The organism is Adlercreutzia sp., assembly GCF_056795635.1.
This window is the reverse complement of the sequence record NZ_JBQIIT010000012.1, coordinates 1-26,918: the sequence shown is the minus strand read 5'-3', so window position 1 is coordinate 26,918 and position 26,918 is coordinate 1. Positions and strand designations below refer to the sequence as shown.

Annotated in this window: 18 protein-coding genes and 1 tRNA gene; 13 read left to right on the top strand and 6 right to left on the bottom strand. The window is 67.4% G+C overall.

The window, feature by feature from the left end; translation table 11 throughout:
- Positions 1 to 38: 38 nt before the first annotated feature.
- Complete coding sequence (locus ACTOXK_RS08230; protein WP_482278495.1) at positions 39 to 1,994, bottom strand: FAD-binding protein; 1,956 nt, start codon at positions 1,992 to 1,994, stop codon at positions 39 to 41.
- 256 nt (positions 1,995 to 2,250) lie between these two features.
- On the opposite strand from ACTOXK_RS08230, the gene ACTOXK_RS08225 reads away from it, so the two are divergent.
- Positions 2,251 to 3,699: a helix-turn-helix transcriptional regulator gene (locus ACTOXK_RS08225; protein WP_482278494.1), complete on the top strand. Its 1,449-nt coding sequence runs from the start codon at positions 2,251 to 2,253 to the stop codon at positions 3,697 to 3,699.
- A 109-nt stretch (positions 3,700 to 3,808) separates the two neighbouring features.
- Here ACTOXK_RS08225 and pta read toward each other — a convergent pair whose 3' ends face one another.
- On the bottom strand, positions 3,809 to 4,801 hold the full coding sequence (gene pta / locus ACTOXK_RS08220; protein ID WP_482278493.1) for a phosphate acetyltransferase: 993 nt from the start codon (positions 4,799 to 4,801) through the stop codon (positions 3,809 to 3,811).
- Between the two features lie 224 nt (positions 4,802 to 5,025).
- Between pta and glf the strand changes: the two genes are divergently transcribed.
- From glf to ACTOXK_RS08205, 3 genes are all read left to right on the top strand, one after another.
- Positions 5,026 to 6,300 carry a UDP-galactopyranose mutase gene (gene glf / locus ACTOXK_RS08215; RefSeq protein WP_482278492.1) on the top strand — a complete coding sequence of 425 codons (1,275 nt, stop codon included), beginning with the start codon at positions 5,026 to 5,028 and terminating at the stop codon, positions 6,298 to 6,300.
- Between the two features lie 11 nt (positions 6,301 to 6,311).
- Positions 6,312 to 7,331: a glycosyltransferase family 2 protein gene (locus ACTOXK_RS08210; protein ID WP_482278491.1), complete on the top strand. Its 1,020-nt coding sequence runs from the start codon at positions 6,312 to 6,314 to the stop codon at positions 7,329 to 7,331.
- A 200-nt stretch (positions 7,332 to 7,531) separates the two neighbouring features.
- Positions 7,532 to 8,359, top strand: coding sequence for a type III pantothenate kinase (locus tag ACTOXK_RS08205; protein WP_482278490.1), 828 nt, complete (start codon positions 7,532 to 7,534; stop codon positions 8,357 to 8,359).
- A 10-nt stretch (positions 8,360 to 8,369) separates the two neighbouring features.
- On the opposite strand, the gene dinB is transcribed toward ACTOXK_RS08205, so the two are convergent.
- Both dinB and ACTOXK_RS08195 read right to left on the bottom strand, forming a co-directional pair.
- Positions 8,370 to 9,656, bottom strand: coding sequence for a DNA polymerase IV (gene dinB / locus ACTOXK_RS08200; RefSeq protein ID WP_482278489.1), 1,287 nt, complete (start codon positions 9,654 to 9,656; stop codon positions 8,370 to 8,372).
- A gap of 127 nt (positions 9,657 to 9,783) precedes the next feature.
- A complete protein-coding gene (locus ACTOXK_RS08195; protein ID WP_482278488.1) occupies positions 9,784 to 10,656 on the bottom strand; it encodes a DegV family protein in 873 nt (290 codons plus the stop codon).
- Between the two features lie 398 nt (positions 10,657 to 11,054).
- Here ACTOXK_RS08195 and ileS point away from each other — a divergent pair, with 398 nt between their 5' ends.
- From ileS to hemH, 4 genes are read left to right on the top strand one after another with little or no spacing between them, the layout of a single operon-like run.
- On the top strand, positions 11,055 to 13,895 hold the full coding sequence (gene ileS / locus ACTOXK_RS08190) for an isoleucine--tRNA ligase (protein WP_482279894.1): 2,841 nt from the start codon (positions 11,055 to 11,057) through the stop codon (positions 13,893 to 13,895).
- Positions 13,896 to 14,426: a signal peptidase II gene (gene lspA / locus ACTOXK_RS08185; protein WP_482277765.1), complete on the top strand. Its 531-nt coding sequence runs from the start codon at positions 13,896 to 13,898 to the stop codon at positions 14,424 to 14,426.
- 1 nt (position 14,427) lies between these two features.
- A complete protein-coding gene (locus ACTOXK_RS08180) occupies positions 14,428 to 15,486 on the top strand; it encodes an RluA family pseudouridine synthase (protein WP_482277764.1) in 1,059 nt (352 codons plus the stop codon).
- The gene (hemH, locus tag ACTOXK_RS08175) at positions 15,479 to 16,687 is read left to right on the top strand and encodes a ferrochelatase (protein ID WP_482277763.1); all 1,209 of its coding nucleotides are present in this window, start codon (positions 15,479 to 15,481) and stop codon (positions 16,685 to 16,687) included. The genes ACTOXK_RS08180 and hemH overlap by 8 nt, the downstream gene beginning before the upstream one ends.
- Here the strand turns inward: hemH and ACTOXK_RS08170 are convergent.
- Positions 16,645 to 17,586: a LysR family transcriptional regulator gene (locus tag ACTOXK_RS08170; RefSeq protein WP_482277762.1), complete on the bottom strand. Its 942-nt coding sequence runs from the start codon at positions 17,584 to 17,586 to the stop codon at positions 16,645 to 16,647. The two genes, hemH and ACTOXK_RS08170, sit on opposite strands and share 43 nt — an antisense overlap.
- A gap of 287 nt (positions 17,587 to 17,873) precedes the next feature.
- Here ACTOXK_RS08170 and ACTOXK_RS08165 point away from each other — a divergent pair, with 287 nt between their 5' ends.
- Entirely contained in the window at positions 17,874 to 19,454 is a 1,581-nt protein-coding gene (locus tag ACTOXK_RS08165; RefSeq protein ID WP_482277761.1) for an FAD-dependent oxidoreductase, read from the top strand.
- Positions 19,455 to 19,735: 281 nt separating this feature from the next.
- Complete coding sequence (locus ACTOXK_RS08160; RefSeq protein WP_482277760.1) at positions 19,736 to 21,061, top strand: coproporphyrinogen III oxidase family protein; 1,326 nt, start codon at positions 19,736 to 19,738, stop codon at positions 21,059 to 21,061.
- A gap of 419 nt (positions 21,062 to 21,480) precedes the next feature.
- On the opposite strand, the gene ACTOXK_RS08155 is transcribed toward ACTOXK_RS08160, so the two are convergent.
- On the bottom strand, positions 21,481 to 23,259 hold the full coding sequence (locus tag ACTOXK_RS08155; RefSeq protein ID WP_482277759.1) for an FAD-dependent oxidoreductase: 1,779 nt from the start codon (positions 23,257 to 23,259) through the stop codon (positions 21,481 to 21,483).
- 310 nt (positions 23,260 to 23,569) lie between these two features.
- On the opposite strand from ACTOXK_RS08155, the gene ACTOXK_RS08150 reads away from it, so the two are divergent.
- The 3 genes from ACTOXK_RS08150 (at position 23,570) to ACTOXK_RS08140 (ending at position 26,810) form a co-directional block, all read left to right on the top strand.
- Complete coding sequence (locus tag ACTOXK_RS08150; RefSeq protein ID WP_482279893.1) at positions 23,570 to 25,075, top strand: helix-turn-helix transcriptional regulator; 1,506 nt, start codon at positions 23,570 to 23,572, stop codon at positions 25,073 to 25,075.
- 161 nt (positions 25,076 to 25,236) lie between these two features.
- Positions 25,237 to 25,313, top strand: a tRNA-Pro gene (locus ACTOXK_RS08145).
- A 279-nt stretch (positions 25,314 to 25,592) separates the two neighbouring features.
- Positions 25,593 to 26,810 (top strand): LL-diaminopimelate aminotransferase, encoded by a 1,218-nt coding sequence (locus ACTOXK_RS08140; RefSeq protein WP_482277757.1) that lies wholly within the window; start codon positions 25,593 to 25,595, stop codon positions 26,808 to 26,810.
- Positions 26,811 to 26,918 lie beyond the last annotated feature (108 nt).

Genomic DNA, 26,918 nt, shown 5'->3' with positions numbered 1-26,918 from the left:
GATGTTCGAGGCCCCGCGCCGCACCGTATCGTCTCAGGCTACTTCGCCTGGTCGATAGCCTTCTGCACGGCGTCCTTGATGGCCGTGCTCGTCACCGTGGCGCCGGCCACGGCGTCCACCTCGGTGGACTGGGCCTCGATGATCTGGGCCGGCAGGGCCTCGATGGCCTTGCTGCCGACGCCGGCGGTCTCCTGCTGGTGCACCACGTCGATGGCCGCGATCTTGCCGCCGTCCATCTTCACCTTGACGCCCAGCTCGTTGCCCATGCACAGGGTGGAGGTGCCCAGGTACTCGCCCTCGCCGAGGGTCACGGTCTGGGTCAGATCGGGATCTGTCTCGTGGCTGCCGGAACCGGCGGTGTAGACGATCTCGGAGGCCACGCCCATGGGCAGGGCGGGCAGCGGATCCTTCTCGGCCGCGGCGTTCACGCCGGCCAGTTGGCCGAAGATGAGGCACTCGGCCATATTGCCGCCGCCGTTGTACTGGTAGGGGGTCATGCCGCCGAACTCGCCGGCCGAGTACAGGTGCGGAATGGGCTCGCCGTCGGTGCCGACGACTTCGGCCGCGGCGTTGCGGCGAGCGCCGCCCTGGGTGTTCAGGAAGGCCTGTATCATCTCGATGGCATAGTAGGGGCCCGATTCGGAGAAGGCGCGCATGGTCTCGGCGGCGCGGTAGAAGGCCGGATCGTAGCCGTCGATGGCCATCTTGTTGAAGTCGGCCACGGTCTGTTCGAGCTTGTCGGCGGGGATGCTCAGGGCCTCGGCCAGCTCCGCCAGGGTGTTCGCGCTCACCACCTGGTCGGCGAACTCGGCGGGAATGCCGTGGTACTCCTCGGTGATGGCCTTGTTCTGGGCCGCGTCCCACACCATGTAGGTGTTGCGGGGGCGCTTCACGCTCACCCAGTCACCGTTGCTCGGCACGTGGCCATGGCGGTTGTACACGTCCTCGCGCAGGTAGCGCTCGCCGCCGTTGCCCACCACGATGATGCTGCCCGAGAGGTTGCGCAGGTCGTTGAAGGTCTTGGCATGGTGGTCGCGCTCCACGGCGAAGGAGATGCCGCCCAAGGCGAAGCAGTTGCCCTCGAAGGCCTCCATGTGCCACAAATCGGCGCCGACACCCATGGCCATCTTCACGCCGTCGCCGGTGTTGAACAAGGTGCCGGCCGGGGCGCTCTTGGTCAGGCCCAGGAAGTCCTCGACCATCTGCGGGTTGTTCTCGAAGCCACCCATGGTCATGACGACGCCGTTCTTGGCGCGCACGTTCACGGTCTCGCCGTTCTTGTCGACCTCGACGCCGATGACGGCCTTGCTGACCGGATCCTGGAACAGGCTCACGGCCGGCGAAGCGTACCACACGTCGATGCTGTCGCCCATGGCCATGACCTTGTTGCGGTAGGTCTTCCACAGGGCGGAGTTGCACACGTTGTCGCTCACGGTCAGCACGTGCAGGTCGTCGCCGCCCTCGAACTCGGGGTACTCGGGGGCGAACATGCCGATGAGGGGCTGGGCGGAGGAGTCGTACTTCCAATCGAGGAAGTTCTCCTCGGGCACGCCGAAGAAGTCGCGCAGCATGTCGTGGGTGCGGGTGAGGCCCTCGGCGTAGACGTCCAGGAGCTCCTCGTCCACGGCGAAGTCGCCGGCCATGGCTTTATTGTAGGCGACCATGGCCTCCTTGTTGTCGGAGCTCAGGATGATCTGCCCGCAGAAGCGCGTGTTGCCGCCCTCCATGCCGAGTGGGGCCTTCTCCACGAGCAGCACCTTCGCGCCGGCATCAGCGGCGTAGCAGGCGGATACGGCACCGGCACCGCCGAAGCCGATGACCACGACGTCGTACTCGCCGTCCCAGGCGATGGTGTCGGCGAAGGTGGTGCCCTCGCCGGTGGCGGTCATGGCCGAGCCGCCCTTGCCTTGGGGCGCGCAGCCGGCCAGACCGAGGCCAGCGATGGCAGCCATGCCGGCACCGGTGATGAATTGCCTACGGGTGAACTTTCCCATATTTCCACTCCCTTACTTTTCGGCTTAGGACTCTTGGGGATTCCGATGGCCAGGGGAGCCGTTCCCCGAGCCGCAGTGCTACCATAGCGGCTTTATCGGGGTTACCGTGATGGGTAAAGAGGGGGTCAGCGAGGGTGGAACTTGCTGGCCCGGGTCGCTAACCCACCCTACTAACCCACCGGTGGGTTAGCGATTTGCCGCTGGTGCGAACGGGCGTCTTGTGGTTTCATGGGAGCGCTGATTGAGGAGGGGAGCGATGGGACCATTGCGAAAGACGGGCGCGGCCCTGCGCCGGGGATTCGAGCAGCAATTTCAGACGGTGAGCGCCGTGGGCCTGTTCGTGGGTCTAGCCTGCAACCTGGCCTTTGTGGGGCAGGTGTACTTCTGGCCGGCGATGTGGCACACCTCGGCCCTCATGGTCTCCTACACCGATGCCGCCTACGGCGCCGAGCTGCTCACGGCTGTCTTGCTCCTTTTCCGGCTGCGGCGGCGGGGGTCGCTTCCCGGCCCCCGGGCCCTGGGGGTGCTGGCCCTCCTCGTGCAGGTCACCCTCGTGCTCTACTGCGTCATATTCGGTCTGGGATTTCAATCGCCGGCGGTGATGGACTGGGTCTGCGGGGCCATCTTTGGTATCTACCTGCCGTTGTCCATGGTCTCCTGGCTGCGGGCGCATGCGGGTCTGCCGCCCTCGGCCGTGGTGTGGAACATTATGCTAGCGGCGGCCTTTGCGTCGTTTGTCATCTGGGTGTTCACGGGGCTGGCCGGCGTCAAGATCTGCGTTTGCATGGGGGTGCTGCTCCTTGTTGCTACCCTTGTGCTGAGCCGGCGTTTGCGAGACCTTGGCAACAGCCCGGTCGCGGACCCCGAAGGAGGCGCCCCATCGCCCTCGACGGTGCCTTTTCGCTATCCGGTGTCGGCGGTGTTCCTGTTCAGCCTCGCCTTTATTATCGCTATCTCCTTTGCTGGGAAGGGCGGTGCGGATGCCTCTTTTGCCGCCGGCGCCTTTCTGGCGCCGCTGCTGCTCGTATGCGCCATCGTGCTCCTCGTGAACGTCGCGGCCTTCCCGCTCACCAATATCGCGGTGCCTGCCATCGTCATGGCCACCATTACGGCATCGTCGCTGCAGGTGGATCCGGCGCTGTCCTTCGATCTGGCGGCCCTGGGCATGTTTCTGTTCCTAGCCTATGCTGTAGTGCTGCTTTGCGCCGCCACCCCGAGAGACGATCGGGCCGGGGCCCTGGCCTTCCTGCGACTCATGGTTGCCTTCGCCGCCGGTTGCATCGTGGGACGGTGCGTCATGGCTGCCTGCTCGCTCATCGATGGCTTCACGTCCGACGCCCTCGTGCTGGCCGCCGTTCTCGTGGCCAATGGCGCTGCGGTCATCCTCATGCGCCGGGGCGCAACGCCCCGCCGCTCCGAGGAGCTGTTCGGAACCGGTGACGAGGGGTGTCCCGACGGGGATCCGGGGGCCTCCTACCGCGATGCTGTGGATGCCATGGCAGCTGCGCGGAACTTGGGGGAGCGGGAGAAGGAGGTGCTCGTCCTGCTGCTCCAGCGCAAGTCGGCCAGCGCCGTGGCCGCCGAGCTCGTCATTGCCAACGGCACGGCGAAGTCCCATATCCGCCACGTCTACAAGAAGCTCGACGTCCACAGCCGCGCCGAGCTGTTCACCCTGTTCGGCATTGACGCGGATGGGGGCCGCTAGAGGCGAGGCGCCCCTTTTTTACGCTTTGACCGGGCGCAGCGCAGAAAAGGGGCGCAAGAAAGCCAGGCACCTTCCGATGTCGGAACGGCGGCGGGGTGGGGGGCAGCGGCTAGCGGCCCTGGGCCTGGACGGCGGTGATGGCCACCACGCCCACGATGTCCTCGGCGGAGCACCCGCGGGACAGGTCGTTCACCGGGGCGGCGATGCCCTGGAGGATGGGGCCGTAGGCCTCGGCCTTGGCCAGGCGCTGCACGAGCTTGTAACCGATGTTGCCGGCGTCGATGTCGGGGAAGACGAGCACGTTGGCGCGGCCGGCCACGGGCGAGGCGGGGGCCTTCGCCGCACCGATCTCGGGAACGATGGCGGCGTCCAGCTGCAGCTCGCCGTCCACGGCCAGCTCCGGTGCCAGCTCCTTCACGAGCGCCGTGGCCCGCACCACTTTGTCGGCGTCGTCGTTCTTGGCCGACCCGTAGGAGGAGTGGGAGAGCATGGCCACCACCGGCTCGGCGCCGTCGATGAGCGAACGCCAGGCGGCCTCAGCGTTGATGGCGATCTGGGCGAGGCGCTCGGCATCGGGCTGCACCTCCAGGCCGCAGTCGGAGAACAGGAAGGTGCCCTCGTGGCCCAAATCGCAGTCGGGCACGTTCATGATGAAGAACGAGCTGACCATCTGCGCCCCGGGGGCGGTCTTCAGGATCTGGAGGGCCGGGCGCAGCACGTCGCCGGTGGAGTGGCAGGCGCCGGACACCAGCCCGTCGGCCTCGCCCGTCTTCACCATCATCATGCCGAAGTACAGCTCGTTGTCCATGAGCTCGAGAGCCTGCTCCACGGTCATGCCCTTCTTGGCCCGCAGCTCGGCGAGCTTCTCGGCGTAGGGGGCCCGCAGCTCGGAGGTGCGGAAGTCCACGATGCGGGCGCCGTCGAGGGCGCAGCCGGCCGCGGCGATCTCGGCCGGGTCCCCGAGGATGACCACGGCGGCGATATCGTCGGCGAGGATGGCCTCGGCGGCCTTCAGGGTGCGGATATCGTTGCCCTCGGGCAGCACGATGGTCTTCTTGTCGGATTTGGCCTGGGCGATCATGGTATCGAGGAATGCGCTCACGGCGGGTCCTTTCTCCCCGGGGAATGTGACGGCTCCCATCATAGGGCACCGCCGGCCCCGCGCCTGGGCCCGCGGCCCGGCCCGGCCGGCGTGAGGTTCATATATTCGGTTTGTATGTGAACCTTTCCGCCGATGGCGGGGGGTTGAGTACAATAACGGGCGAACTAATCTATGGGGCGCCGGGTGCGCCATCATCCACCGATCCAGAGCGAGGAGTTACCCCCATGGCAGTGACCTACGCCGATTTTCGCGCCATCGACATCGCCGACTTCGACGCGGTGGTCGTCGGTTCCGGGTTCGCCGGAGCCGTGACGGCCCGTCAGCTGGCCGAGCAAGGGGGGCTGCGGGTGCTCGTCATCGAGAAGCGCGATCACATCGCCGGCAACGCCTACGACGAGTACGACCAGGCCGGCATCCTCGTGCACCGCTATGGGCCGCATATCTTCCATACCAACAGCCAAGAGGCCTACGAGTACCTGGCCCGCTTCACGGAGTGGTCGGGCTACCAGCACAAGGTGCTCGCCGACTGGTTTGGCACCTACATGCCGGTGCCCTTCAACAAGAACTCCATGGAGATCGCCTTCGGCGCCGAGAAGGCCGCCCGCCTCATCGAGAAGCTCATCGCCACCTTCGGCGACGAGCGGAAGGTGACCATCAACGAGCTGCGGGCGCAAGAGGACCCGGAGCTGGCGGAAGTGGCCGACTTCGTGTACGAGAACGTGTTCCTCTACTACACCCAGAAGCAGTGGGGCCTCACCCCCGAGGAAGTGGATCCGTCGGTGACGGCGCGGGTGCCCGTGTTCATCTCCCGGGACGACCGCTACTTCCAGGACACCTACCAGGGCATGCCCGTGGACGGCTACACGCGCCTGTTCGAGGCGATGCTCGGCCACGATCTCATTACTGTGTGCTTGGGTACCGAGGCCGAGTCCGTGTTCGAGCTCGTGTTCGAGAGCGGGGCGGAAGACGCGCCCCTGACCGCCATCCGCATCAAGGGCGAGGCCTTCGAGGGCCCCATCGTGTACACCGGGCCGCTCGACGAGCTGTTCCTGGCCCGCTTCGGCCGGTTGCCCTACCGCTCCCTGGACTTCGTCTACGAGACCTTTGAGGAGGACTACCATCTGCCCGCCGGCACCGTGAACTACACGGTGACCGAGGACTACACCCGGGTCACGGAGTTCAAGTGGCTCACCGAGCAGAAGGGCTCGAAGACCACCATCATGAAGGAGTACTCCCGGGCCTACGAGGATCCCGCGACTCAGATTCCCTATTACGCTATCATTAACAGCGACAACGCCGACCTCTACGAGCGCTACCGCCGCCTGACCGACGCCCTGCCGAACTTCTACCCGCTGGGCCGTCTGGCCGAGTACCGCTACTTCAACATGGACAAGGTGGTCGTGGACGCCCTGGCCGCCGCCGACCGCATCCTGTGGTCCCTCGATCATCCCGATGCGGCCGCTCCCGACGCCGTCTCGTCCGCCACGCCCGCCCTCTAGGAGGTTTCGCCGTGAAGACCATCACCTTCGCCGTTCCCTGCTACAACTCCGCCGCCTACATGGACCATTGCGTGGAAACGCTTCTGACCTGCGGCGAGGACATCGAGATTCTGCTGGTGGACGACGGCTCCACGAAGGACGACACCGCCCAGATCGCCGATCGCTGGGAGGCGGAGCACCCCGGCATCGTGCGGGCCATCCACCAGCCCAACAAGGGCCACGGCGGCGCGGTGAACACGGGCCTTGCCAACGCCACGGGGTTCTACTTCAAGGTGGTGGATTCCGACGACTGGCTCGATGAGGCCGCCATGCAGCCGCTCATGGAGTACATGCGCAGCCAGGTGGAGGCGCCGGTGCCCTGCGACATGGTGGTGGCCAACTACGTCTACGAGAAGGTGGATGAGGGCGTGCAGAAGGTCATGGGCTACGCCAACGTGCTGCCCGAGGGCTATGAGTTCGGCTGGCACGAGGTGGGCACCTTCCTGCCCTCCCAGTACCTGCTCATGCACTCGGTGTACTACCGCGCCGACATGCTGCGCAAGATGGGCCTCACCCTGCCCGAGCACACGTTCTACGTGGACAACATCTTCGTCTACGAGCCCCTCGTGCACGTGCGCACCATCCGCTACTTCAACGTGGACGCCTATCGCTACTTCATCGGGCGCGAGGACCAGTCGGTCAACGAGAAAGTGATGATGGGCCGCATGGACCAGCAGCTGCGCGTCACGCGCCAGATGATCGACAACGTGGATCCCCAGGCCGTGCGCGAGCGCCATCTGCGCCACTACCTGCGCAACTACCTGTCCATGATGATGTGCATCTGCTCGGTGTTTCTGCGCATGCGCGGCGGCGAGCAGGACGAGGAGGATCTGAAGGGCATTTGGGCCTACCTGAAGGAGCAGAACCCCTCGCTGTACCGGCGGGTGCGCTCCAACGCTCTGAACCTGGCCACGAACCTGCCCACGAAGGCCGGCGAGGAGATTGGACTCAAGGGCTACCAGATCGCCCAGAAGATTTTCAAATTCAACTAATTGTTCCGTCGTTGCTGACGCAACGACGGGAACGCCGACGCTGCGGTTCCGACAGGCACCCGGCCTTGCGCTTCACCGCTTTCCCTCACGGCCCGAAGGCCGCTCAGCCGCGGTTCAGCACAATTCCAGGCACCTGTCGGAACCTCGCTGACTTCCTGGGGCGAACCAGTGATATCGGAACATGGGGGATAGGGGAAAAGATGAGTTTGCTCTTGGCCATCGACATTCGCAACACTCGCACGCGGCTCGGTCTGGCCGTGGATGGCGTGCTGGCGGCCCAGTGGTCGGTCGGCACCGATGCGGGCTGCACACCCGATGAGGCCGTGGCCGCCGTGATGACCTTCTACGATGCCGCGACCCGTGGCCTGGCGACCGTGGAGCCGGGGGCAGTTCTCGATGGAACGGCCCTGCCGCAGCGGGCGCCCCTGGCCGAGGGCGCCATCATCGCCTCGGTGTTCCCGGCCCTCACCGAGGTATGGGTGGAGGCGGCCCGGCGCCTGACGGGCACACGCCCGCTTACCGTGGGACCGGGGCTGAAGAGCGGCCTGAAGATGGATTTCGCCGATCCGGCCTCGGTGGGGGCCGACCGCGTGGCCGAGATGGTGGCCGCGAAGTCCACCTGGGGCGCGCCGGTGCTCGTGGTGGATATGGGCACCGCCACCACCTTCGAGCTGCTCGACCGGGAGGGGTCCTTCAAGGGCGGCATCATCGCGCCGGGCATGGGCCTGGGGGCCGCGGCCCTGGCCGAGGGGGCGGCCCAACTGCCCGCTGTGGGGCTGCGCGCGCCCCGCACCCTGCTGGGCCGCACCACCGAGACGGCCATGCGGTCGGGCATCGTCATGGGGGAGGTGGCCCGCATCGACAGGCTCATCGCCATGATCTGGGCCGAGGTCGGCTACTCAACGTCGGTGGTGCTCACGGGGCGGGGTGCCGAGGCCATCGCCGCCCTCATGACCCACGAGGCGGCCGTGGATCAGAGCCTGGGCCTGCGCGGCCTCGTGGAGCTCTACGGTCTGAACCGCTCCTAGGGAGCCCTCGCTACTTGTAATCTTCCACGTTCTTCGACGAGCTGCCCGTGGTGTTGCCGGCGTTGCGCAGCTCGAAGCCGAAGCGCACCGTGTCGTCCCCGAAGCGGTCGCGCAGGGCATCGGTGGCCCGCAGAAGATCGCGGCGCTTGGCCGCGTCCCCGATGAGCGGCGCGGCCTCGGCCCGGTCCTCCTCGAAGGCGCCCCCGTCGAAGAGGCTCTCCTGCACCACCGCGTCCTCGCGGAAGTTGCTCACGGCCACGCCGAGCAGCCGCACCCGGGCCCCGGGCAGCCAGAGGTCGTCGATCATGGCGTGGAGCAGGGGGATGAGGGCGATGTCGTCGTCGGTGGGGGCGGCCAGCGACCGGTGCACCGAGTGGGTGGTGCGGTCGGAGAAGCGCACCTTGATGGCCACGGTGCGCCCGGCGAGCCCCTTGCGCCGCAGACGGCGCCCCACCTTGGCGGCGATGGTGGACAGGGCCGCCTCGATATCGGCGCGCTCGGTGAGATCCTCGGCGAAGGTGACCTCGTTGGAGACCGACTTCACCGTGTCGTCCTCTTCCACGGCCGAGCGGTCGCGCCCGAGGGCCCGATCGCGCATCATCTCGCCGTTCTTCCCGAACACCCGCCGCAGCAGGGCCGCCTCGGCGGCTCCCATCTCCTCCAGGGTGCGCACGCCGGCGGCGAGGAGGGCCTGCTCGGCCGCGGCCCCCACGCCGCTCATGGTGCGCACGGGCAAGGGCCCCAGGAAAGCCCGTTCGGTGCCCGGGTACACCACGGTGAGTCCCCGGGGCTTGTCGCGGTCCGAGGCGATCTTCGCCACGGACTTGGTGGCCCCCACCCCGATGGAGCAGGTGACCCCGAGGGCCGCCACCCGCTTTTGGATGCGGCGGGCGATGGCGACGGGATGCTCGGTGTTCACGGCGGTGGGGGAGACGTCCATGAAGGCCTCGTCGATGGACACCTGCTGCACGTGGGGCGTCTCGTCGCGCAGGATGGCCATGATGGCCGCCGACACCTCCCGGTAGCGGTGGAAGCTGCCGTGGGTCCAGATGGCGTCGGGGCACAGCGACCGCGCGAGCGAGGCGGCCATGGCCGAGCGCACGCCGAAGGCCCGGGCCTCGTAGGAGCAGGTGGACACCACCCCGTGGGCGTGCGGATCACCGCCCACGATGACGGGCTTGCCCCGCCAGCCGGGATGGTCGAGCTGCTCCACCGAGGCGAAGAAGGCGTCCAGATCCACGAGCAGGATGGCCGGGCCCTCCCAGGGCGGCAGGGGAATGTCGTCGAAATCTTCCATGGCCCCATTGTAGCATCGAACAACCGTTCTAGTGAAGGGGACGGCGAAAAAGAAACGGCTCCGATCCGCGGCTCCGGGGGGGGGAGGCGAATCGGGGCCGGCGAAAGCGAGCGGGGGGGAGGGGAGGCTAGCGCTCACTGGCCAGGAAGAACAGGGCCATGGTGCCCGGGCCCGAATGGGCGCCGATGACCGGGTCCACCCAGTTGATCATGATGTCGGTCACCCCGAAGCGCTCGCGCACCAGGCCGGCCACGTACTCGGCGTCCTCCAGGCAGTCGCCGTGGGTGATGTAGACGGTCTGGCCGGCCACGGGCGCATCGGCGGTCTGCTCCATGTGGTCCACGAGGGCCTTGAGGGACTTCCTACGGCCGCGCACCTTCTCCAGGGGAATGAGGTGCCCCTCGTCGTCGACGTGCATGACCGGCTTGATGTTGAGCATGGTGCCGGCCCAGGCCGCCGTGCGGGACACCCGCCCGCCGCGGAACAGGAACATGAGATCGTCCACGGTGAACCAGTGGGCCAGGTGCAGCTTGTGATCCTCCACCCAGTCGCGCACCGCGGTCAGGGAAGCGCCCTGCTCGCGCATCTTCGCGGCGTAGGTGACGAGCAGTCCCTGGCCGCCGGAGGCCGCCAGGGTGTCCACCGAGGCCACGGTGCGCTCGGGGTAGAGCCCGGCCAGCTCCGACAGGAGCAGCTCGATGGCCTGGTAGGTACCGGAAAGTCCGCTGGAGAAGCCGAGATAGAGCACGTCGGTGCCCGCCTTCAGCAGGGCCTCGATGGTCTCGCGGGACTCCTGCAGGTTCGGCAGCGACGTGGTGATGACCTTCCCCTCGCGCATCATGGTGTAGAACTGGGCGAGGTCGGTCTTCTCGCCCTTGAGGTAGCTGCGGTACTCCTCGCCGTCCACCATGAAGGTGAGGGGCAGGACGGACAGGTCGAACCGGTCGATGATCTCCTCGGTGAGATTACTCGACGAGTCGGTGACGATGGCAAAGCTCATGGATGCTCCTATCAGGGGTTTCGGTTCCGCTGTCTCCTGCGCGGCCCGTTTTGTCGCTGGCGCTATTCTAGCCCATGGATACCCTGTCGTGATAGGGGAAAGAGGCGGGAATTGAAACGGTAACCTTCCTGCTCCTTGTTGGGGCGCACGGCCGGTCTGCGGCCGTGGGCGCGCGGCGCGGCCCGCCGCCTTCCCGGATCGGGGGGTGCGGCCCCGCTCGGCCGGTGCTCGGATCGGCTGCGTCCCGGCCCCGCCCGCGGTTTTTCCGCGCAGGGGAGGGACGCGGCTGTTCACGGGCGCGTCTCGTTGCCGTATACTTGACCAGTTACCCATACGGGCCCTGCGTGCGGGCCCTGACCGATACGCTGGAACCCGGACGAGAAGGATAGGGAGTCAAGGTGGCAAACAACTACAAGGACACGATGAACCTGCCGCAGACTGATTTCGCCATGCGCGGCAATCTGCCCGAGAAGGAGCCCAAGCGCCTGGAAACCTGGCGCGAGATGGACATCTACCGCCGCGTGCTCGAGAAGAACGCCGACGGCAAGCCCTTCATCCTTCACGACGGGCCGCCCTACGCCAACGGCCCCATCCACATCGGCCACGCCTTCAACAAGATCCTCAAGGACTTCGTGGTGAAGAGCCATGCCCAGCGCGGGTACTTCACTCCCTACATCCCCGGTTGGGACTGCCACGGCCAGCCCATCGAGCACATGGTGGAGGTGACCATCGGCCCCGAGCGCATGGCCGAGATCAGCCAGCCCGAGCTGCGCCAGCTCTGCCGCGAGTGGGCCGAGAAGTACGTGGACATCCAGCGCGAGGGCTTCAAGCGCCTCGGCGTGAACGCCGATTGGGAGCACCCCTACCTCACCTTCATCCCGAACTACGAGGCCGGCAACGTGGAGGTGTTCAAGGACCTGTACCTGAAAGGCTCGGTCTACCGCGGCCGCAAGCCCATCCACTGGTGCACGAATTGCCACACCGCTCTGGCCGAGGCCGAGATCGAGTACGGTGATGAGGTGTCCCCCTCCATCTACGTGAAGTTCAAGCTGGACGCCATGCCCGGCATCTTCGAGGCCAACGGGGCCGCCGGCGACGCCTTCCTCCTCATCTGGACCACCACCCCCTGGACGCTGCCGGCCAACACCGCCGTGTCCTTGGCCCCCGAGGCCGACTACGTCATGGTGACCACCCCCGACGGCAACCTCATCATGGCCCGGGAGCTGGTGGAGACCGTGGCCGAGGTGGCCGGCTGGGAGGGCTACGACTTCGTGCGCGATAGCGCGGGCGAGCCCGTGGCCCTGAAGGGCAAGCAGCTGTTCGGCCTCACCTACACGGCGCCGGTGCGCCACGACATTCAGGGCACGGTCATCTACGGCGACCACGTCACTCTGGACACCGGCACCGGTGCGGTGCACACGGCCCCCGGCCACGGCCAGGACGACTACCTGGTGGCCCTGGAGTTCGACATCCCGCTGCTCATGCCCGTGGACGACAACGGCGTGTTCACCGACGAGGCCGGCCAGTTCGCGGGCCTGTCCACTGACGAGGCCAACCCGGTCATCATCGACTGGCTGCGCGAGCAGGGTACCCTCGTGGCCGAGAAGAAGATCAACCACTCCTACCCGCACTGCTGGCGCTGCCACCAGCCGGTCATCTTCCGCGCCACGGACCAGTGGTTCGTGTCCATGGACAAGAACGCCCTGCGCGAGGACGCCCTGCGGGCCATCAACTCCGAGGTGAACTGGGTGCCCGCCTGGGCGAAGAACCGCATCGGGTCCATGGTGGCCGAGCGTCCCGACTGGTGCATCTCCCGCCAGCGCAGCTGGGGCGTGCCCATCCCCGTGTTCAAGTGCGCCAAGTGCAACAGCACGGTAGCCACCGAGGCCACCTTCGACGCGGTCATCGAGCTGTTCAACACCAAGGGGGCCGATGCCTGGTTCACCATGGAGCCGTCCGAGTACCTGCCCCGGGGCACCAAATGCGAGGCCTGCGGCTGCACCGAGCTGGTGCCCGAGAAGGACATCCTGGACGTGTGGTGGGAGTCCGGCGTGTCCCACACGAGCGTGTGCCGCCACCGCGAGAGTGAGGGCCTGCGCTTCCCGGCCGATCTGTACCTGGAGGGCTCCGACCAGCACCGCGGCTGGTTCCAGTCGTCGCTGCTCACCTCCATCGGCGCCTACGGCGTGCCGCCCTACCGCTCGGTCATGCACTGCGGCTTCACGGTAGATGAAGAGGGCCGCAAGATGTCGAAGTCGCTCGGTAACGGCATCGACCCGGCCGAGGTCTGCGACAAGTTCGGCGCCGATGTGCTGCGTCTGTGGGTGTCCTCCTGCGACTACTCCCAGGACGTGTCCATCTCCGACAGCATCCTGAAGCAGGTGTCCGATGCCTACCGCCGCTTCCGCAACACCTTCCGCTTCCTGCTGGGCAACCTGGACGACTTCGGTCCCGCCGACTTCGTGGCCTGGGACGAGCTTGAGCCCATCGACCAGTGGCAGATGGTGCGCACCGTGCAGCTGCTGGCCGACGTGGAGGCGTCCTACGAGGCCCTGAAGTTCAACGGCGTATACCGTGCGCTCTACGACTACGTGAACGACCTGTCGGCCGTGTACATGGACGTGACCAAGGACCGCCTCTACGCCGAGGCGCCCGCGTCGGTGCGCCGCCGCGCCGTGCAGACCGTGCTCATGAACATCCTCGAGGTGCTCGTGCGCGTGATGAGCCCCATCCTGTCGTTTACCACCGACGAGGTGTGGGACCACTTCCCGCCGGCGTTCCGCGCCGAGGAGGGCCGTCCCGCCTCCGTGCAGCTGGCCGGCTGGCCGCGCCCGACCGACTTCACGCCGGCCGTGCCCGGCGGGGCCGCTGCGACTGTGGCCGCCTTCGAGGAGATGATGGCCGTGCGCGAGGTGGTCACCAAGGCCCTGGAGGACGCGCGCGCGGCGAAGATCATCGGCAAGAGCCAGGAGGCCGCCGTCGTGGTGTGCGCTCCGGCTGCTGTGGTGGCCACGGCCCGCACCTTCGATGCCGCCGTGTTCGAGGAGCTGTTCATCGTGGCCTCGGTGGCCTTCGAGGAAGGCGCCGACGACGAGGTGTCCGCCACGGTGACCGTGGCCGCGGGCGAGAAGTGCCCGCGCTGCTGGAACATCCGCACCCTGGGCGGCAACCCGGTGCACCCCGACGTGTGCGAGCGCTGCGGCGATGCCCTGGACGTTCTGGGCTACGGGGTCGAGTAAGTGGCGGTCGGCACGGACAAGCGGTCGCTGCGGGGCCGCAACCTGATACTGTTCGCCGCGGTGGCGGTGCTGTGGCTCGGCACCGACATCGCCACCAAGGCCTACTTCAACGGCTTTCCCGTGGGCTCGGTCGTGGCCGGGCCCTTCCTGGGGCTCGTCCAGTTCCGCGTGGCCCACAACACCGGCGCCGCCTGGGGCATGTTCGGCGACTCCACCTTCGCTCTGGGAGTGCTCTCCCTGGCGGTGTGCGCGGCCCTGACCGCCTACCTTGTTCTCGTGGCCCGGCGGGCGAACGGGGCCGAGGTGCTGGGCTGCGCTCTCATCGTGGCCGGCGGCCTCGGCAACGCCCTCGATCGCTTCACCTTGGGCTATGTGGTGGACTTCATCGACACCACCTTCATTAGCTTCCCTACCTTCAACGTGGCCGACATCGGCGTCACCTGCGGTTTCGTCCTGTTCTTCGGCGGCATGCTGTGGTCTGCGCGCCGCGAGGGTGGCCCGGCTCCCGCCCGCCCCGAGGATGGTGAGTGACATGGCCCGTTCCCTCTGCCATATCGTCGGCGCTGACGACGCGGGCTCGCGTCTGGACGCGCTCTGCGCCGCCCGGGGGCTCTACGGCTCTCGCTCGGCTGCGGCCCGGGCCATCGAGGACGGCCGGGTCTTCGTGAACGGCGCGACGGTTTCCAAGAAGCACGCCGTGGCCGCCGGCGACACCGTCGTCTACGAGGCCGACGACGAGCCGGAGTCCGTCGTGGTCTACGGCGAGCCCATCGATCTGGACATCCGCTACGAGGATGATGACATGCTTGTGCTGTCCAAGCAGGTGGGGCTCGTGTGCCACCCCTCGGTGGATCATAGCCACGGCACTCTGGTGAACGCCCTTATCTGGCACTGCGGAGAGGAGAACCTCTGCAACGTGCAAGGGGAGGAGGCCGACCGCCTCGGCATCGTGCACCGTCTCGACCGCGATACGAGCGGGCTCATGCTGGCGGCCAAGAGCGACGAGGCCGGCCGTGAGCTCATGGCCCAGATCCAGGACCGCGCCGTGGACCGCCACTACCTCGCCCTCGTCCACGGCATCATGGCCCACGACACGGGCATGATCGACGCCCCCATCGCCCGGTCGGCCGACGAGCGCTGCCGCATGGCCGTGCGGGACGTGCCGAGCGCTCGGGAGGCCATCACCACGTTCCGTGTGCTGGAGCGCTTCGAGCACGGGCCCAAGGACGACGGCTACAGCCTTATCGAGTGCAAGCTGTTCACGGGCCGCACCCACCAGATCCGCGTGCACATGCAGTACACGCGCCACCCCATCGTGGGGGATCCGGTCTACAACGCCCACGGGCCCCGCGATGAGCGGGCCCAGCTGGGCTTGCGCCGCCAGTTCCTCCATTCCTACAGCATCGGCTTCGAGCATCCCGTGACCGGCGAGCCCCTCGCCTTCGCGGACCAGCTGCCCCGCGATCTGCGGGAGGCTCTGGATGCGCTCGCGCCCCGCTCCCTCGGCAAGACCGAGGCCGGGCGGGAGGTGGCCGCCCTCATGGAGGCGGCGCCCGTACCCTCGGTGGAAGGAGAGGTGCCCCGTGCCTAAGAAGAAGGCCGTTCCGGCCACCCCCAAGGTGGGCGTCATCATCGCGAACACGGGCACCCCCGCCGCCCCCACCCCCAAGGCGGTGCGCAAGTACCTGGGGCAGTTCCTCATGGACCCGCGCATCTGCCCCATGCCGCGGCCCGTGTGGTGGCTGCTGCTGCACACGGTCATCCTGGGCAAGCGCTCCCGGGCCTCAGCGGAGAAGTACCGCGCCATCTGGACGGCCGCCGGATCGCCCATGGCCGTGGCCTACGGGGCCCTGGAACAGGGCCTGGCCGACTACTACGGCGAGCAGGGTATGCCCGTGGAGGTGCGCGCGGCCATGAGCTACGGGAAGCCCACCTTGAAGCAGGCGGTGCGCGAGTTGAAGGAGGCCGGGTGCACCCGCATCGTGGCCCTGCCCATGTACCCGCAGTCGGCCCTGTCCACTACGGCCTCGGTAGCCGACGGGTTGGCCCGGGCCGTGCGCCGCGCCCACTTCAAGGGCGAGGTGGACTTCGTCGACAACTATGGTGAGAATCCCGTCTATGTGCGGGCCATTGCCGCCTCCATCCGCAACGCGGGCTTTTCCGAGGAGCGGGGCGACCGACTGCTGTTCTCCTACCACTCCATTCCGCTGAAGGATATCGAGGCGGGGGATACCTACGAGCTGCAGACCGGGGCCACTTCCCTGGCCGTCGCCGGCGAGCTGGGGCTCGATCGTCGCAGCTGGACCATCAGCTACCAGAGCCGCTTCGACAAGGGCCGCACCTGGCTTTCCCCCTTCACGCGGCCGACCCTCGTGCGTCTGGCCCAGGCCGCCGAAGGGGACGGGCGCCTGTTCATGGTGTGCCCGAACTTCGCCGTGGACTGTCTGGAGACCCTCTATGACGTGCCTCACGAGTTGGAGCCGATCTACCGCGCGGCCCTGGCTGGCGAGATCGTGGATGCCGACGAGGAACCCGGCGCTCTGGAGAACACCGGCAAGCGCGCCGCCCACTGCGACGCGCACTTGGAGGCGCACCGCGACGTTGCCCGGACTGCGTCGATGAAGCGAGCGGCCGAGGGCTTCCGTCGGGGGGCTCACCGTCAGATCGGCGAGGACGAGGCCTTCGTCTACGTGCCCTGCCTCAACAAGTCCCGAGCCCATCTGAAGGTGCTGGCCTCGGTGCTCGCCCCCTACGTGGGCGACGGCTCGGCGGGGGAGCGGGCGGCCAGGTAGGCATCGAGCTCCTCCGCCTTGGAGAAGCCGCTGAGCAGCTCCCGGGCCACCCGCAGGGCCCGCTCGGACAGGTCGGGCCGGAAGACGAAGTGGGACGCCATGGCCAGCGGCGCGTTCACGAGGGGCCGGCGGCACACCTCGTCGGTCGTCAGCTCGCGGGCGTAGGCGGTCTGGATGATGAAGCACTGGTGGCGGCAGGACACCTGGGCCAGCATGAGATTGCGGTCATGGAGGATGGACTCGCTCAAGATGCCGTGGTTCCGGAAGATGGTCTCGTAGAGCCGCCCCTTGTAGGGGCTCGTCTGCACGACGGTCTTGCCGCGCAGGTCGCGGGCGAAGTCCACCGCCGTCTTGCGGGCGAGGGGGTCGTCGCAGCTCAGCAGCACCGAGAGCGTGTCGTCGGCGAGCTTGATGGAGGGCAGTCCCAGATGGTCCGGCGGCCGGATGGTGATGGCGCACTCCAGGTCCCCCACGGCGATGGCCTCCCAGAAGGCGTCGTGGTCCCCGTCGACGATCTCGAGGCGCAGCCCCTCGTCCTCCTCGAAGCGCGAGAGCAGCAGCCGCTTCTGATCGTAGCCAACGAACATGCTGAGCAGCCCCACCCGCACCGTCTCGCACCCGTCGCCCTCCAGGGCGCGGATGGTCTCCAGGCACGCCTCCCAGGCCCGGTCCTCCTCTTGCAAGTGGCGCAGGAGCATCTGGCCGGCCGGGGTCAGCTCCACGCCGTGCTTGCCCCGGGCGAAGAGCGTCACCCCCACGGCTCGCTCGAGCCCGCGCATGCTGCGGGAGAGTCCTTGGCGCGACAGATAGAGGCTCTCAGCGGCCTTGGTGATGTTGCGCGTCGCGCACAGTGCGTAGAAGTAGCGCCGCTGCTCGGCGCTCAGGCGAAACAGTGCCATGGTCTTCCTCCCTCGGCTCATGGCGGATGCCGGGCCCATGCGGGTCCCCTCGGGGCCCAAATATAGGAGAAGTGTCCCGGCTGCGCAAGCGATTGCCCGTTCTCTCGGGCGGCCAGGCCCGGGAAGACGGAAGGGCAGCAGGGCCTTGACCAGGGAAGATGGGGAAGCGCAATGGGCGGCGTTGCGCATGACGGCCCGAAAGTGTTTCTTTTCGCCGCCAGGGATTGCCCCGTATAGTCTTCTCCGTCGCCGGGCAGAGGGCCCGGCTTGGAAGAGAAGGGGAGACAATGGGAAACTTCACCCGTAGAGACGTACTGAAGGGCCTGGCATTCGGATCGATGGCACTGGCCTCGGGCGGCGCCCTGGCCGCTTGCGCTCCGGCCGCCGGGGGAGCCGCCCCCGCCGAGGGCGCACCGGCGGGGGAAGCCCTGGCGCTGCGCTACGCCAAGCGCGCGGCGGAGGTGGCCGACCGCACCGCCCTGGAGACCGATGTGCTCGTCATCGGCGGCGGCGGGGCGGGGCTGTGCGCGGCCCTGGCCGCGGCCGAGCAGGGGGCGGGCGTCATCCTGTGCGAGAAGACCTCCGCCCTCGGGGGCGCGACGACGCTTTCCAGCGGCAAGATTCCGGCCGTGGGCACCGCCCAGCAGCTCGCGAAGGAGGATGGCGACAGCATCGGCGCCTGCGTCATGGACATCATGCGGCCGAGCAACTACAGCGTCCGTCCCGATTTGGTGTACACCGTGGTGGAGCAGTCCCGCGACATCGTGGAATGGACCGAGGGCCATGGGGCCGTCTGGTCCGTGGACGACGCGCTCTACTTCGGCCAGACCGCCTACCGCATGCACACCACCGAGGGCGCCGGCGCGGGGCTGACCGACGCGCTCATTGCCAGCATGGAGGCCGAGAGCGCCATCGAGACGCTGCTCTCCTGTGAGATGCAGGGGCTCGTGCTCGACGACGAGAGCGATGCGGTCGTGGGCGCCTGGGGCAAGCGGGGAAGCGAGGCCGTGGCCATCTTCGCCGGCAACACCGTGCTCGCCACGAGCGGCTTCGCCAACAACCCGGACATGCTCGAGCAGTACTGCCCCGAGGCCGTTCCCGCCGTGAAGGTGGTCGCCCCCGGCGCCACCGGCGAGGGCATCCTCTGGGCCGCCGAGCTCGGCGCCGACTTGCAGAACATGGGTGCCTACCAGGGCCACGCCTTCCACGGGGTGGACAACGACAAGACCCTGGAACAGGGCGTGGCCAACAACGGCGGCATCATCGTGAACCGGGACGGCAACCGCTTCATGAACGAGTACGGCGGCTACTCCGAGCTGTCGCCCCACGTGCTCGCCCAGCCCGACGGTATCGGGTACCTTGTCTTCACCGACATCCAGCGCGAGAAGAGCGCGAAGTTCGCGGAATGGGAAGAGGAGGGCATCGTGGCCACGGCCGCCTCGGCCGTCGAACTGGCCGCGGCCATCGGCGCCGATCCCGCCAAGCTGGAGCGGACGATTGCCGCCTACCAAGAGGCCATTCCCGCGGGCATGGACAAGTTCAACCGCTCCCATCTGCCCGCTGCCTTCGAGCCCCCCTTCTATGCGGTGAAGCTCACCGGCGAGATCCGCCACACCCAGGGCGGCATGGCCACCGACGTCGCCGGCCATGTGCTGCGGGCCGACAAGAGCCTCATCGAGGGGCTCTACGCCGCCGGCGGCTGCACCGAGGGCTTCTCCTCCCGCGGTGGCGCGGCCTACATGAGCGGCAACGGCCTCATCCAGGCCCTCGTGTTCGGCAAGATCGCCGGCGCGGCGGCTGCCACCGAGACCCGGGGCGAGGCAGTGCTGGCCACCTGGGAGAAGACCGACGTCGACGCCTACCTCTAGGCACCCCTCGAGCCTCCCCGTTCTGCCGCCGGCCCTCGGCCCTTCCCCGGAAAGAGGGCCGGCGGCTTTTCCCGGAGCCCTTGTTGGAATCCTCCCGCCCCATTGCGCCCCGCCCGCGCCGACTGCCGGCGGTACGGTGCGTCCCCGTGCGCCCCGCGGCCGCCCTGACTGTCGCGCGCTGCCCGTGGACATTCCCTACAACCTCTCCCGCCAGGTCAAGCCTTACCTTCCCGGTCGTGCTACAATGCCCCTTACGCTTGTACCAACCAGGAGGTTTCCCCATGCTCTCAGAGCGCTTGCTCACCACGGTGGTTCGTTCCATGACCGACAAGACCCTGGCGCTGCACCCGGTGCCTTCGGGCACCTTGCCCGATCCGGTGCCCGGCCGTGCCTACACGCTCTACGTGCACGTGCCCTTCTGCGAGCGTTTGTGCCCCTACTGCTCCTTCAACCGCTTCCCCTACCGGGAGGAGCGGGCCCGGGCCTACTTCAAGGCCCTGCGGGAGGAGATGCGCCTTCTGAAAGAGAAGGGGTACGACTTCGAGAGCGCGTACATCGGCGGCGGCACGCCCACGGTGGATATCGACGAGCTGTGCGAGACCATCGACTACGCCCGCGACCTGTTCTCCATCCGCGAGGTGAACTCCGAGACGAATCCGAACCACCTCATCCCCTCGTATCTAGATAAGCTCAAGGGTCGCATCCAGCGTTTGTCGGTGGGCGTGCAGTCCTTCGACAACGAGCTCTTGCGCCAGATGGACCGCTACGAGAAGTACGGTAGCGCCGAGGAGATCTTCGAGCGCATCGGCGAGGCGGCCCCGTACTTCGAGTCGCTCAATGTGGACATGATCTTCAACTTCCCGTCCCAGACCGAGGACATCCTCATCAACGACTGCGAGAAGATCGCCACCTGCGGGTGCCACCAGACCACCTTCTCGCCCCTGTACCAGTCCAACGCCACCACGCGGAAGATGGAGAACGTCCTCGGCAAGATGGACTACGACAAGGAGCGCCGCTTCTACTATATTCTGGACGAGATTCTGAACGAGGGCGAGGCGCCCTTCTTCGAGCGCCGCACCCTGTGGACCTTCAACCGGCTCGACGAGAACCTGCGCCGCCGTCAGAACCTGGAGGTGGACGAGTACGCTGTGGCCTACGAGGAGTGCGTGGGCGTGGGAAGCGGCTCCATCACCCATTTGGGCGACAACCTGTTCGTGAACACCTTCAACCTAGAGGAGTACGCGCAGATCGTAGGGGAGGGGCGCCTGCCGCTCATGGGCTGCACCGACCTGCCGCGCCGCGATCTCATGCGCTACAAGTTCCTGCTGCAGCTGTACAGCCTGCGCTTCGATAAGCACGAGTTCAAGCGCGACTTCGGCGTATCGGTGGAGCGGGGCCTGCCCGTGGAGATGGCCTTCATGCGGGCCAACGGCGCCTTTGCCACCGACAACGCTGACGAGCTGACGCTCACCCGGGAGGGGCGCTACCTTACCGTGGTGCTCTACCGCCAGTACCTGGCCGGCCTGAACAACCTGCGGGAGCAGGCGCGCAGCGAGCTCACGGGCCTGGAGCACGACCTGCTGTTCGGCGACGGCACTGAGCGCTAGGCGGCGGGCGCGGGCGGTACGGCCTCGCGCTATTCATAACTGATGTTGTACGAGGGCGCCCGGGTGCGCCCTCGTTTGCAAGGGGCCGGCGGTTCAATGCGAGCATTTTTCGATATTGTGGACAAAAACGGCTCGAGTGAGCTCGCAGAGGGCTGCCTCACCTAGTTTTTCAGTAAAAAATGCGCCTCGCGTAGCCAGAAGGCCATCCCAGATCGCATTCATAGCGAGAAAAGCGTCGGCGCAGAGCTCACTCGAGCCGTTTTTGTCCACTTTTTTGGAACGTACTCAAATAGGGGCATTCGGCTACTGCCATTGGGAAACGGAAAAGTGCCCGCTGCGGGAGGGGAGCAGCGGGCGCTTGCGGGGATGGCGCTTTGGGGCGAGTGGGGCGGTTGCGCGCTCCCGCCTGCGGCAGGGCCCTAAGCCTGGCTCTTCGCCTCGATGTCGGCGCCGGCGGCGTTCATGCCGGCCAAACGCCCGAAGGACAGGGCGGTGCCCAGCGAGATGCCGGCCACGGTGACCGGGTACTCCACGAGGTAGCGGCCGCCCTGGACGTTGCCGGTGGCATACAGGCCCTCGATGGGGGCGCCCTCGGCGTTCAGGGGCTGGAGCTTCTTGTTCACTTCCAGGCCGCCCATGAGCACGAGCATGCCGGCGCTGCCGAAGGGGTAGGCGTAGAAGGGGGCCTCGCTCACGGGGAACAGACGGCGCGGATCCTTGCCGAAGTCGGCATCGTGGCCGGCGGCGCACAGTTCGTTGTAGCGGTTGACGGAGGCCACGACGGTCTCGACGGGCAGCCCGCACTTCTCGGCGAGTTCCTCGATGGTGTCGGCCACGATGAGGCCCTCGGTGCCCTCCACCATGGCCTTAGTGGTGTAGCCCAGGCCGAAACCGGAGAGCACGGTGGCGTAGGCGTCCACCTCCTCGGCGGGAATGAAGTGGTTCACGTAGCCGTGGCCGTCGGGCATCTTGTCGATCTCGGTGGGCCACTTGGCATCGAAGATCTGCCAGGAGCGCAGGTCGTTGGCGCCGCTCATGGGGTTCGGGCCGGCCGGCACGCGGGAGAGCTGGTCGGCGATGTTCTGGCCGGGGATGTCCTCGTTCATGAAGCGCTCACCGTTGATATTGAGCTGGAGGTAGCCATCCACGCCCAGGGGGCCGCCCATGTGGTGGGTCATCGGCGCGTGGGGCCCCAGCTCCATGTGGGCGCCGGCCCACAGGCCCATGAGGTGCCCGTCGCCGGTGTTGCCCACCTGGCCGGCCGCGTCCATGGTGGTGTAGAAGCTCATGAACTCGTTGGCCCAGGGGATGTAGTAGTCGCGCATATCCTGGTTGTTGCCCCAGTCGCCGGTAGCGAGCACCACGGCGTTGGCGTTGATCTGGGTGTAGGCGCCGTCGGCGTCGTGCACGTAGGCGCCGGTGACCTTGCCGCTCTCATCGGTGATGAGCTGCTCGCCCCAGGTGCCGTAGATCATCTCGGCGCCCATGGCCTCGGCTGCGGCCACGGCGGCCTCGAGGGTCCACTGCATGTTGGGGTTGGTGGTGATGGTGCCGTGGAAGTAGGGGTAGTACTCAGTGGTGTAGTCGTAGCCTTCCAGGGCCGGGAAGCACTTCGGGCGGATGTAGCAGGGCTTGTCGGTCTCCTGGTTGGCGGCCGTGCTCTTCAGCACCTCGAAGTCGGCCCCCTCCACGAACCAGTCGAAGTCCTCGCCGGAATGGTCGTACCAGTAGCCGAGGAAGTCGGGGGTGGGGCGGTAGCACATGTCCTTCATGAGCTGGTTGACGATGACGTCCTTGCCGGCCCACTCGATACCCAGATCCTTCTGGATCTGCGAGCCCACGACGCCGAAGTCGCCGGCCATGGACACGGCGGCCAGCTCCGGGGACTTCTCCACGGCGATGACCTTCGCGCCGGCCTCGGCCGCAGCCTTGGCGGCCGCGCAGCCCGACAGGCCCAATCCGATGACGAGCACGTCGCAGTCCTTCGTCTCAGCGATGTTCTCGGGTACGGCCGGCGCGGTCATGAAGTTGGGCACGAAATCGGCCGGGGCCGTAGGGGCCGTGGCGGCTTCCCCCGTGGCGGGCGTCGATGTGGCGCCCTGCGGCTGGCTGCACCCGGCAAGCCCCATGGCGCCGGCCGCGGCAGCGGCGGTGGCGCCCAGTCCCAAAAAAGCGCGACGGCTGAGATTCTGATCCATGATGATTCCCTCCCTTAAGGGTCTCGTGGGGGACGCGGCCTCTCCGCGTCCGTTGACGAGAGGCACTCTACGGGAAAACGGGGCGCCCATCTTCACCAGGCAGCGGGTGAAATCTGGCGCGAACTGGTGGCGCAGGCCTCACACGATTCAGGTGAAGCGGGGATGAAACATAGTCTTGAACAGGGACGATAGTGCCGAACAGATGTGTCGGCGCCTCTCGCGCGGCCTCGGGGAAAATCATCGGAAACTGCGATGTTTCCGCCGGGCCGTTCCCGCGAAACCTCTATACTGGCCCCGGGAGGAAATACTTGTGCAACGAATCAGAGACATGGTAGGCGGCCTTTCCGGCCGCGAGGCGCTGTTCGCCGCGGGCTACGGGCTGTACCTCGTGTTCAGCTTCGTGGCCTTCCACTCCGCCACGCTGCTGTCGCCGGCGGTTGCCATCGGCCACGACGGGGGCGTGCTGTTCTCCGGTGCCGCCATGGGCGGGCGCATGGCCGCAGCTGCCGTGGCGGCCCCGGTCGTCTACGGGATGCTGCGCCGCGGCCGCTCTCTGGGCGCACAGGCTGTGACCTGGGTGCTCGTGGGCACCTGCGCGATCTTGGCTCTTGTGGGCTTTCTCGTGCTGGCCATGGTCTTCCAAGTGGCCGGCGCGGTGGCCGCCGCCACCACGGGCCCCTGGCTCGCCCTGGCCGGAGCGCTGCTCGGTGCGGCCGATCTGATGGCGCTGCTTCTGTGGGCCCGTTTCTCGGCGACGCTGAGCCTGCGGGCCGTCTACATATACGTGACGGTCTGCAATGGGGCGAGTCTGGTGCTCTACGGGGTGTTCACCTTTGTGGCACCGGCAGCGGTGCTGCCCCTGTCGGCCCTCATCTTCCTCGTGGCCGTCCTCTGCGCCAAGCGGGCCCTGGACGGGCGCGCGGCCGAGGAGGACTTCGGCTTTTCGGCCCCGGCCTTCCGCGATCTCGGGCGCAGCCTGTGGCACCCGCTTCTCGGTACGGCCATCCTCTGTTTCATGGGCGGCCTCATGCTCCAGATATCCGGCCAGCAGGACCTCTCGCTCGGGGCGTTCCAACAGACGTCGCTGGGGGCGAGCGCGGTGGCCATCGGCTGTTTGCTCGTGCCGGCCCTTCTGGTGCGCAAGCCGCTGAACCTCGGGCGCCTGTACGCGGTGGCCCTGCCCCTGTCGGCCGCGGGCTTTCTGCTGCTGCCCCTCATCTGGAACGCCGCCGGCGGCATCGTGAACGCCTTCGCCCAGGTGGGCTCCATGGTGGCGGCCCTGATCCTCTGGTGCATGATGGCCGACGGGGCTCGGTGCACCCGCATCTCGCCGGTGCTGCTGTTCTCCCTGGCCCAGATCATCACCACGGCCGCCTCCCTCGGGGGCACGCTCGTGGGCTTCGCCAACGCCGCGAGCATCCGCCCCGGGGACCTGACTCTGACCACGGTGGCCCTCGTGTCGGTGTACCTGCTGCTCCTGGCCGCCCTCCTGCTGTTCCGCAACCGTGACGGCGCGGCGCGGGACGGGGAAGCGCCGGCGAGCGGGTCGGCGGGGGAGGGCGGCGCCGGCGCGGGAACAAGTCCCGAGGAGGCCCTCGCGGCCCGGTGCGCCGCCGTGGCCGAGCGCTACGGCTTCACCCTGCGGGAGCGCGACATTTTCCTGCTGCTGGCCCAGGGCCATACCATGCCCGCCATCTCGGAGCGTCTGTTCGTCTCGGAGAACACGGTGAAGTCCCATGCCAAGCGCATCTACCAGAAGCTGGACATCCACACCCGCGGCGAGCTCATCGACCTGGTGAACCAATCGGGGGCGTAGGCCCTTCGCGCTTTGGCTGAACGGCTGGGGCTGTGAGGGGACTCCCGGCGTCATGCGCGCCGGATGCGCCGTTGGGACAAATTTGAAAAATTCTTCTTGCAAACTTCAAGGGGTAAGGTTATTATAATCAAGCTGTTTGGGCACGAGCCCAAAAGCACCAACGGGTTGTGGCGCAGTTTGGTAGCGCACTTGACTGGGGGTCAAGGGGCCGCAGGTTCAAATCCTGTCAACCCGACCAGCTTGGAATCAGGCTCCGACATCGCATGATGTCGGAGCCTGTTTGCTTTTACAGCTTCTCCTTGGCCGCGCGGGGAGGCTGCACGCTGCGGCCTGGCAGGAGCCTCGCTGCCGCTTGGCTGCGTGCGGGCCGGCCCCGTTGGTGCCCACCGCGGCCGCGTCACCTCGCATTGCCCGGCGGGCTGCTCGCGGGGACAGTCTCCGACCTGTTCCAGATGATCGAAACCTGCGGGTAACATGGCGCGCCTACAATGGGCGAAACCGCGAGAAAGGTACGGCCATGGCCCATGTCAACGAGAACTACGCTAAATTGCCGGGAAGCTATCTCTTCTCGGAGATCGCGCGGCGCACGGCGGCGTTTGTCGCCGAGCATCCCGACGCCGAGCTGATCCGCATGGGAATCGGCGATGTGACGCAGCCGCTCGTGCCCGCCGTCACCGAGGCCATGCACCGCGCCGTCGACGATCTGGCCGCATCCGAGACGTTTCGCGGATATGGGCCCGAGCAGGGCTACGCCTTCCTGCGCGAGGCCATCGCCCGAGGCGACTTCGCAGCGCGGGGCGTGGATATCAGCACCGACGAGATCTTCATCTCAGACGGCGCCAAGTCGGATTGCGGCAACATCGGCGACATCTTCTCCGCCGGCAACGTCATCGCCGTGTGCGATCCGGTGTACCCGGTGTACGTGGACGCCAACGCCATGGCCGGGCGCGCCGGCGATTACGACGGAGATGCCCAGCGCTGGGATCGCATCGTCTACATGCCCACCACGGCCGAGAACGGCTTCTGCCCTGCGCTGCCCGAGACGCCCGTCGACATCATCTACCTGTGCAGCCCGAACAACCCCACCGGCACAGTGCTCACCCGCGACCAGCTTAAGGCCTGGGTGGACTACGCCAACGGCTGCGATGCCGTTATCATGTTCGATGCGGCCTACGAGCGCTTCATCGTGGACGCGGATGTGCCGCACTCCATCTTCGAGGTGCCCGGCGCCGAAACCTGCGCCATCGAGTTCCGCTCCTTCTCGAAGACCGCCGGCTTCACCGGGGCCCGCTGCGGCTACACCGTCGTGCCCCGCGCGCTCGTGCGCGAGGGGGCGAGCCTTCGCGATATGTGGAACCGCCGCCAGTGCACCAAGTTCAACGGCGCCTCCTATGTTATCCAACGGGGAGCCGAGGCGATTTACACGCCCGAGGGCGCTCGCCAGGTGGACGAGACCATCGCCTACTACCGGGCCAACGCGCGCCTTGTCAAAGCGGGCCTGGAGGCGGCGGGCTACACGGTGTACGGGGCGGTGAACAGCCCCTATATATGGTGCAAGACCCCTGAGGGCATGGGTTCGTGGGAGTTCTTCGACCGGCTTTTGAGCGAGGCGGCCATCGTCACCACGCCCGGGGCCGGATTCGGCCCGGCCGGCGAGGGGTACGTGCGCCTGACCGCCTTCGGCGAGCGGGCCGATGCCGAGCGCGCTATGGAGCGGATTGGCGCCCTGGGATAGGGGTGCCGGCGGCAACCCTTCGGGCGCACGCCCTGTCCCGGCTCGTCCCCTCAAGGTTGGCCCGGTATCCTGAAGCGGCCCCGCAACCGTGGCTTTCGCCATGATTGC

What these genes read in the sequence shown, in the direction of transcription:
- ACTOXK_RS08230 (WP_482278495.1), bottom strand. Translation starts at nt 1,994, where the DNA reads ATGGGAAAGTTCACCCGTAGGCAATTCATCACCGGTGCCGGCATGGCT.
- ACTOXK_RS08225 (WP_482278494.1), top strand. Translation starts at nt 2,251, where the DNA reads ATGGGACCATTGCGAAAGACGGGCGCGGCCCTGCGCCGGGGATTCGAG.
- glf (WP_482278492.1), top strand. Translation starts at nt 5,026, where the DNA reads ATGGCAGTGACCTACGCCGATTTTCGCGCCATCGACATCGCCGACTTC.
- ACTOXK_RS08205 (WP_482278490.1), top strand. Translation starts at nt 7,532, where the DNA reads ATGAGTTTGCTCTTGGCCATCGACATTCGCAACACTCGCACGCGGCTC.
- dinB (WP_482278489.1), bottom strand. Translation starts at nt 9,656, where the DNA reads ATGGAAGATTTCGACGACATTCCCCTGCCGCCCTGGGAGGGCCCGGCC.
- ACTOXK_RS08195 (WP_482278488.1), bottom strand. Translation starts at nt 10,656, where the DNA reads ATGAGCTTTGCCATCGTCACCGACTCGTCGAGTAATCTCACCGAGGAG.
- ACTOXK_RS08180 (WP_482277764.1), top strand. Translation starts at nt 14,428, where the DNA reads ATGGCCCGTTCCCTCTGCCATATCGTCGGCGCTGACGACGCGGGCTCG.
- ACTOXK_RS08170 (WP_482277762.1), bottom strand. Translation starts at nt 17,586, where the DNA reads ATGGCACTGTTTCGCCTGAGCGCCGAGCAGCGGCGCTACTTCTACGCA.
- ACTOXK_RS08165 (WP_482277761.1), top strand. Translation starts at nt 17,874, where the DNA reads ATGGGAAACTTCACCCGTAGAGACGTACTGAAGGGCCTGGCATTCGGA.
- ACTOXK_RS08160 (WP_482277760.1), top strand. Translation starts at nt 19,736, where the DNA reads ATGCTCTCAGAGCGCTTGCTCACCACGGTGGTTCGTTCCATGACCGAC.
- ACTOXK_RS08155 (WP_482277759.1), bottom strand. Translation starts at nt 23,259, where the DNA reads ATGGATCAGAATCTCAGCCGTCGCGCTTTTTTGGGACTGGGCGCCACC.
- ACTOXK_RS08140 (WP_482277757.1), top strand. Translation starts at nt 25,593, where the DNA reads ATGGCCCATGTCAACGAGAACTACGCTAAATTGCCGGGAAGCTATCTC.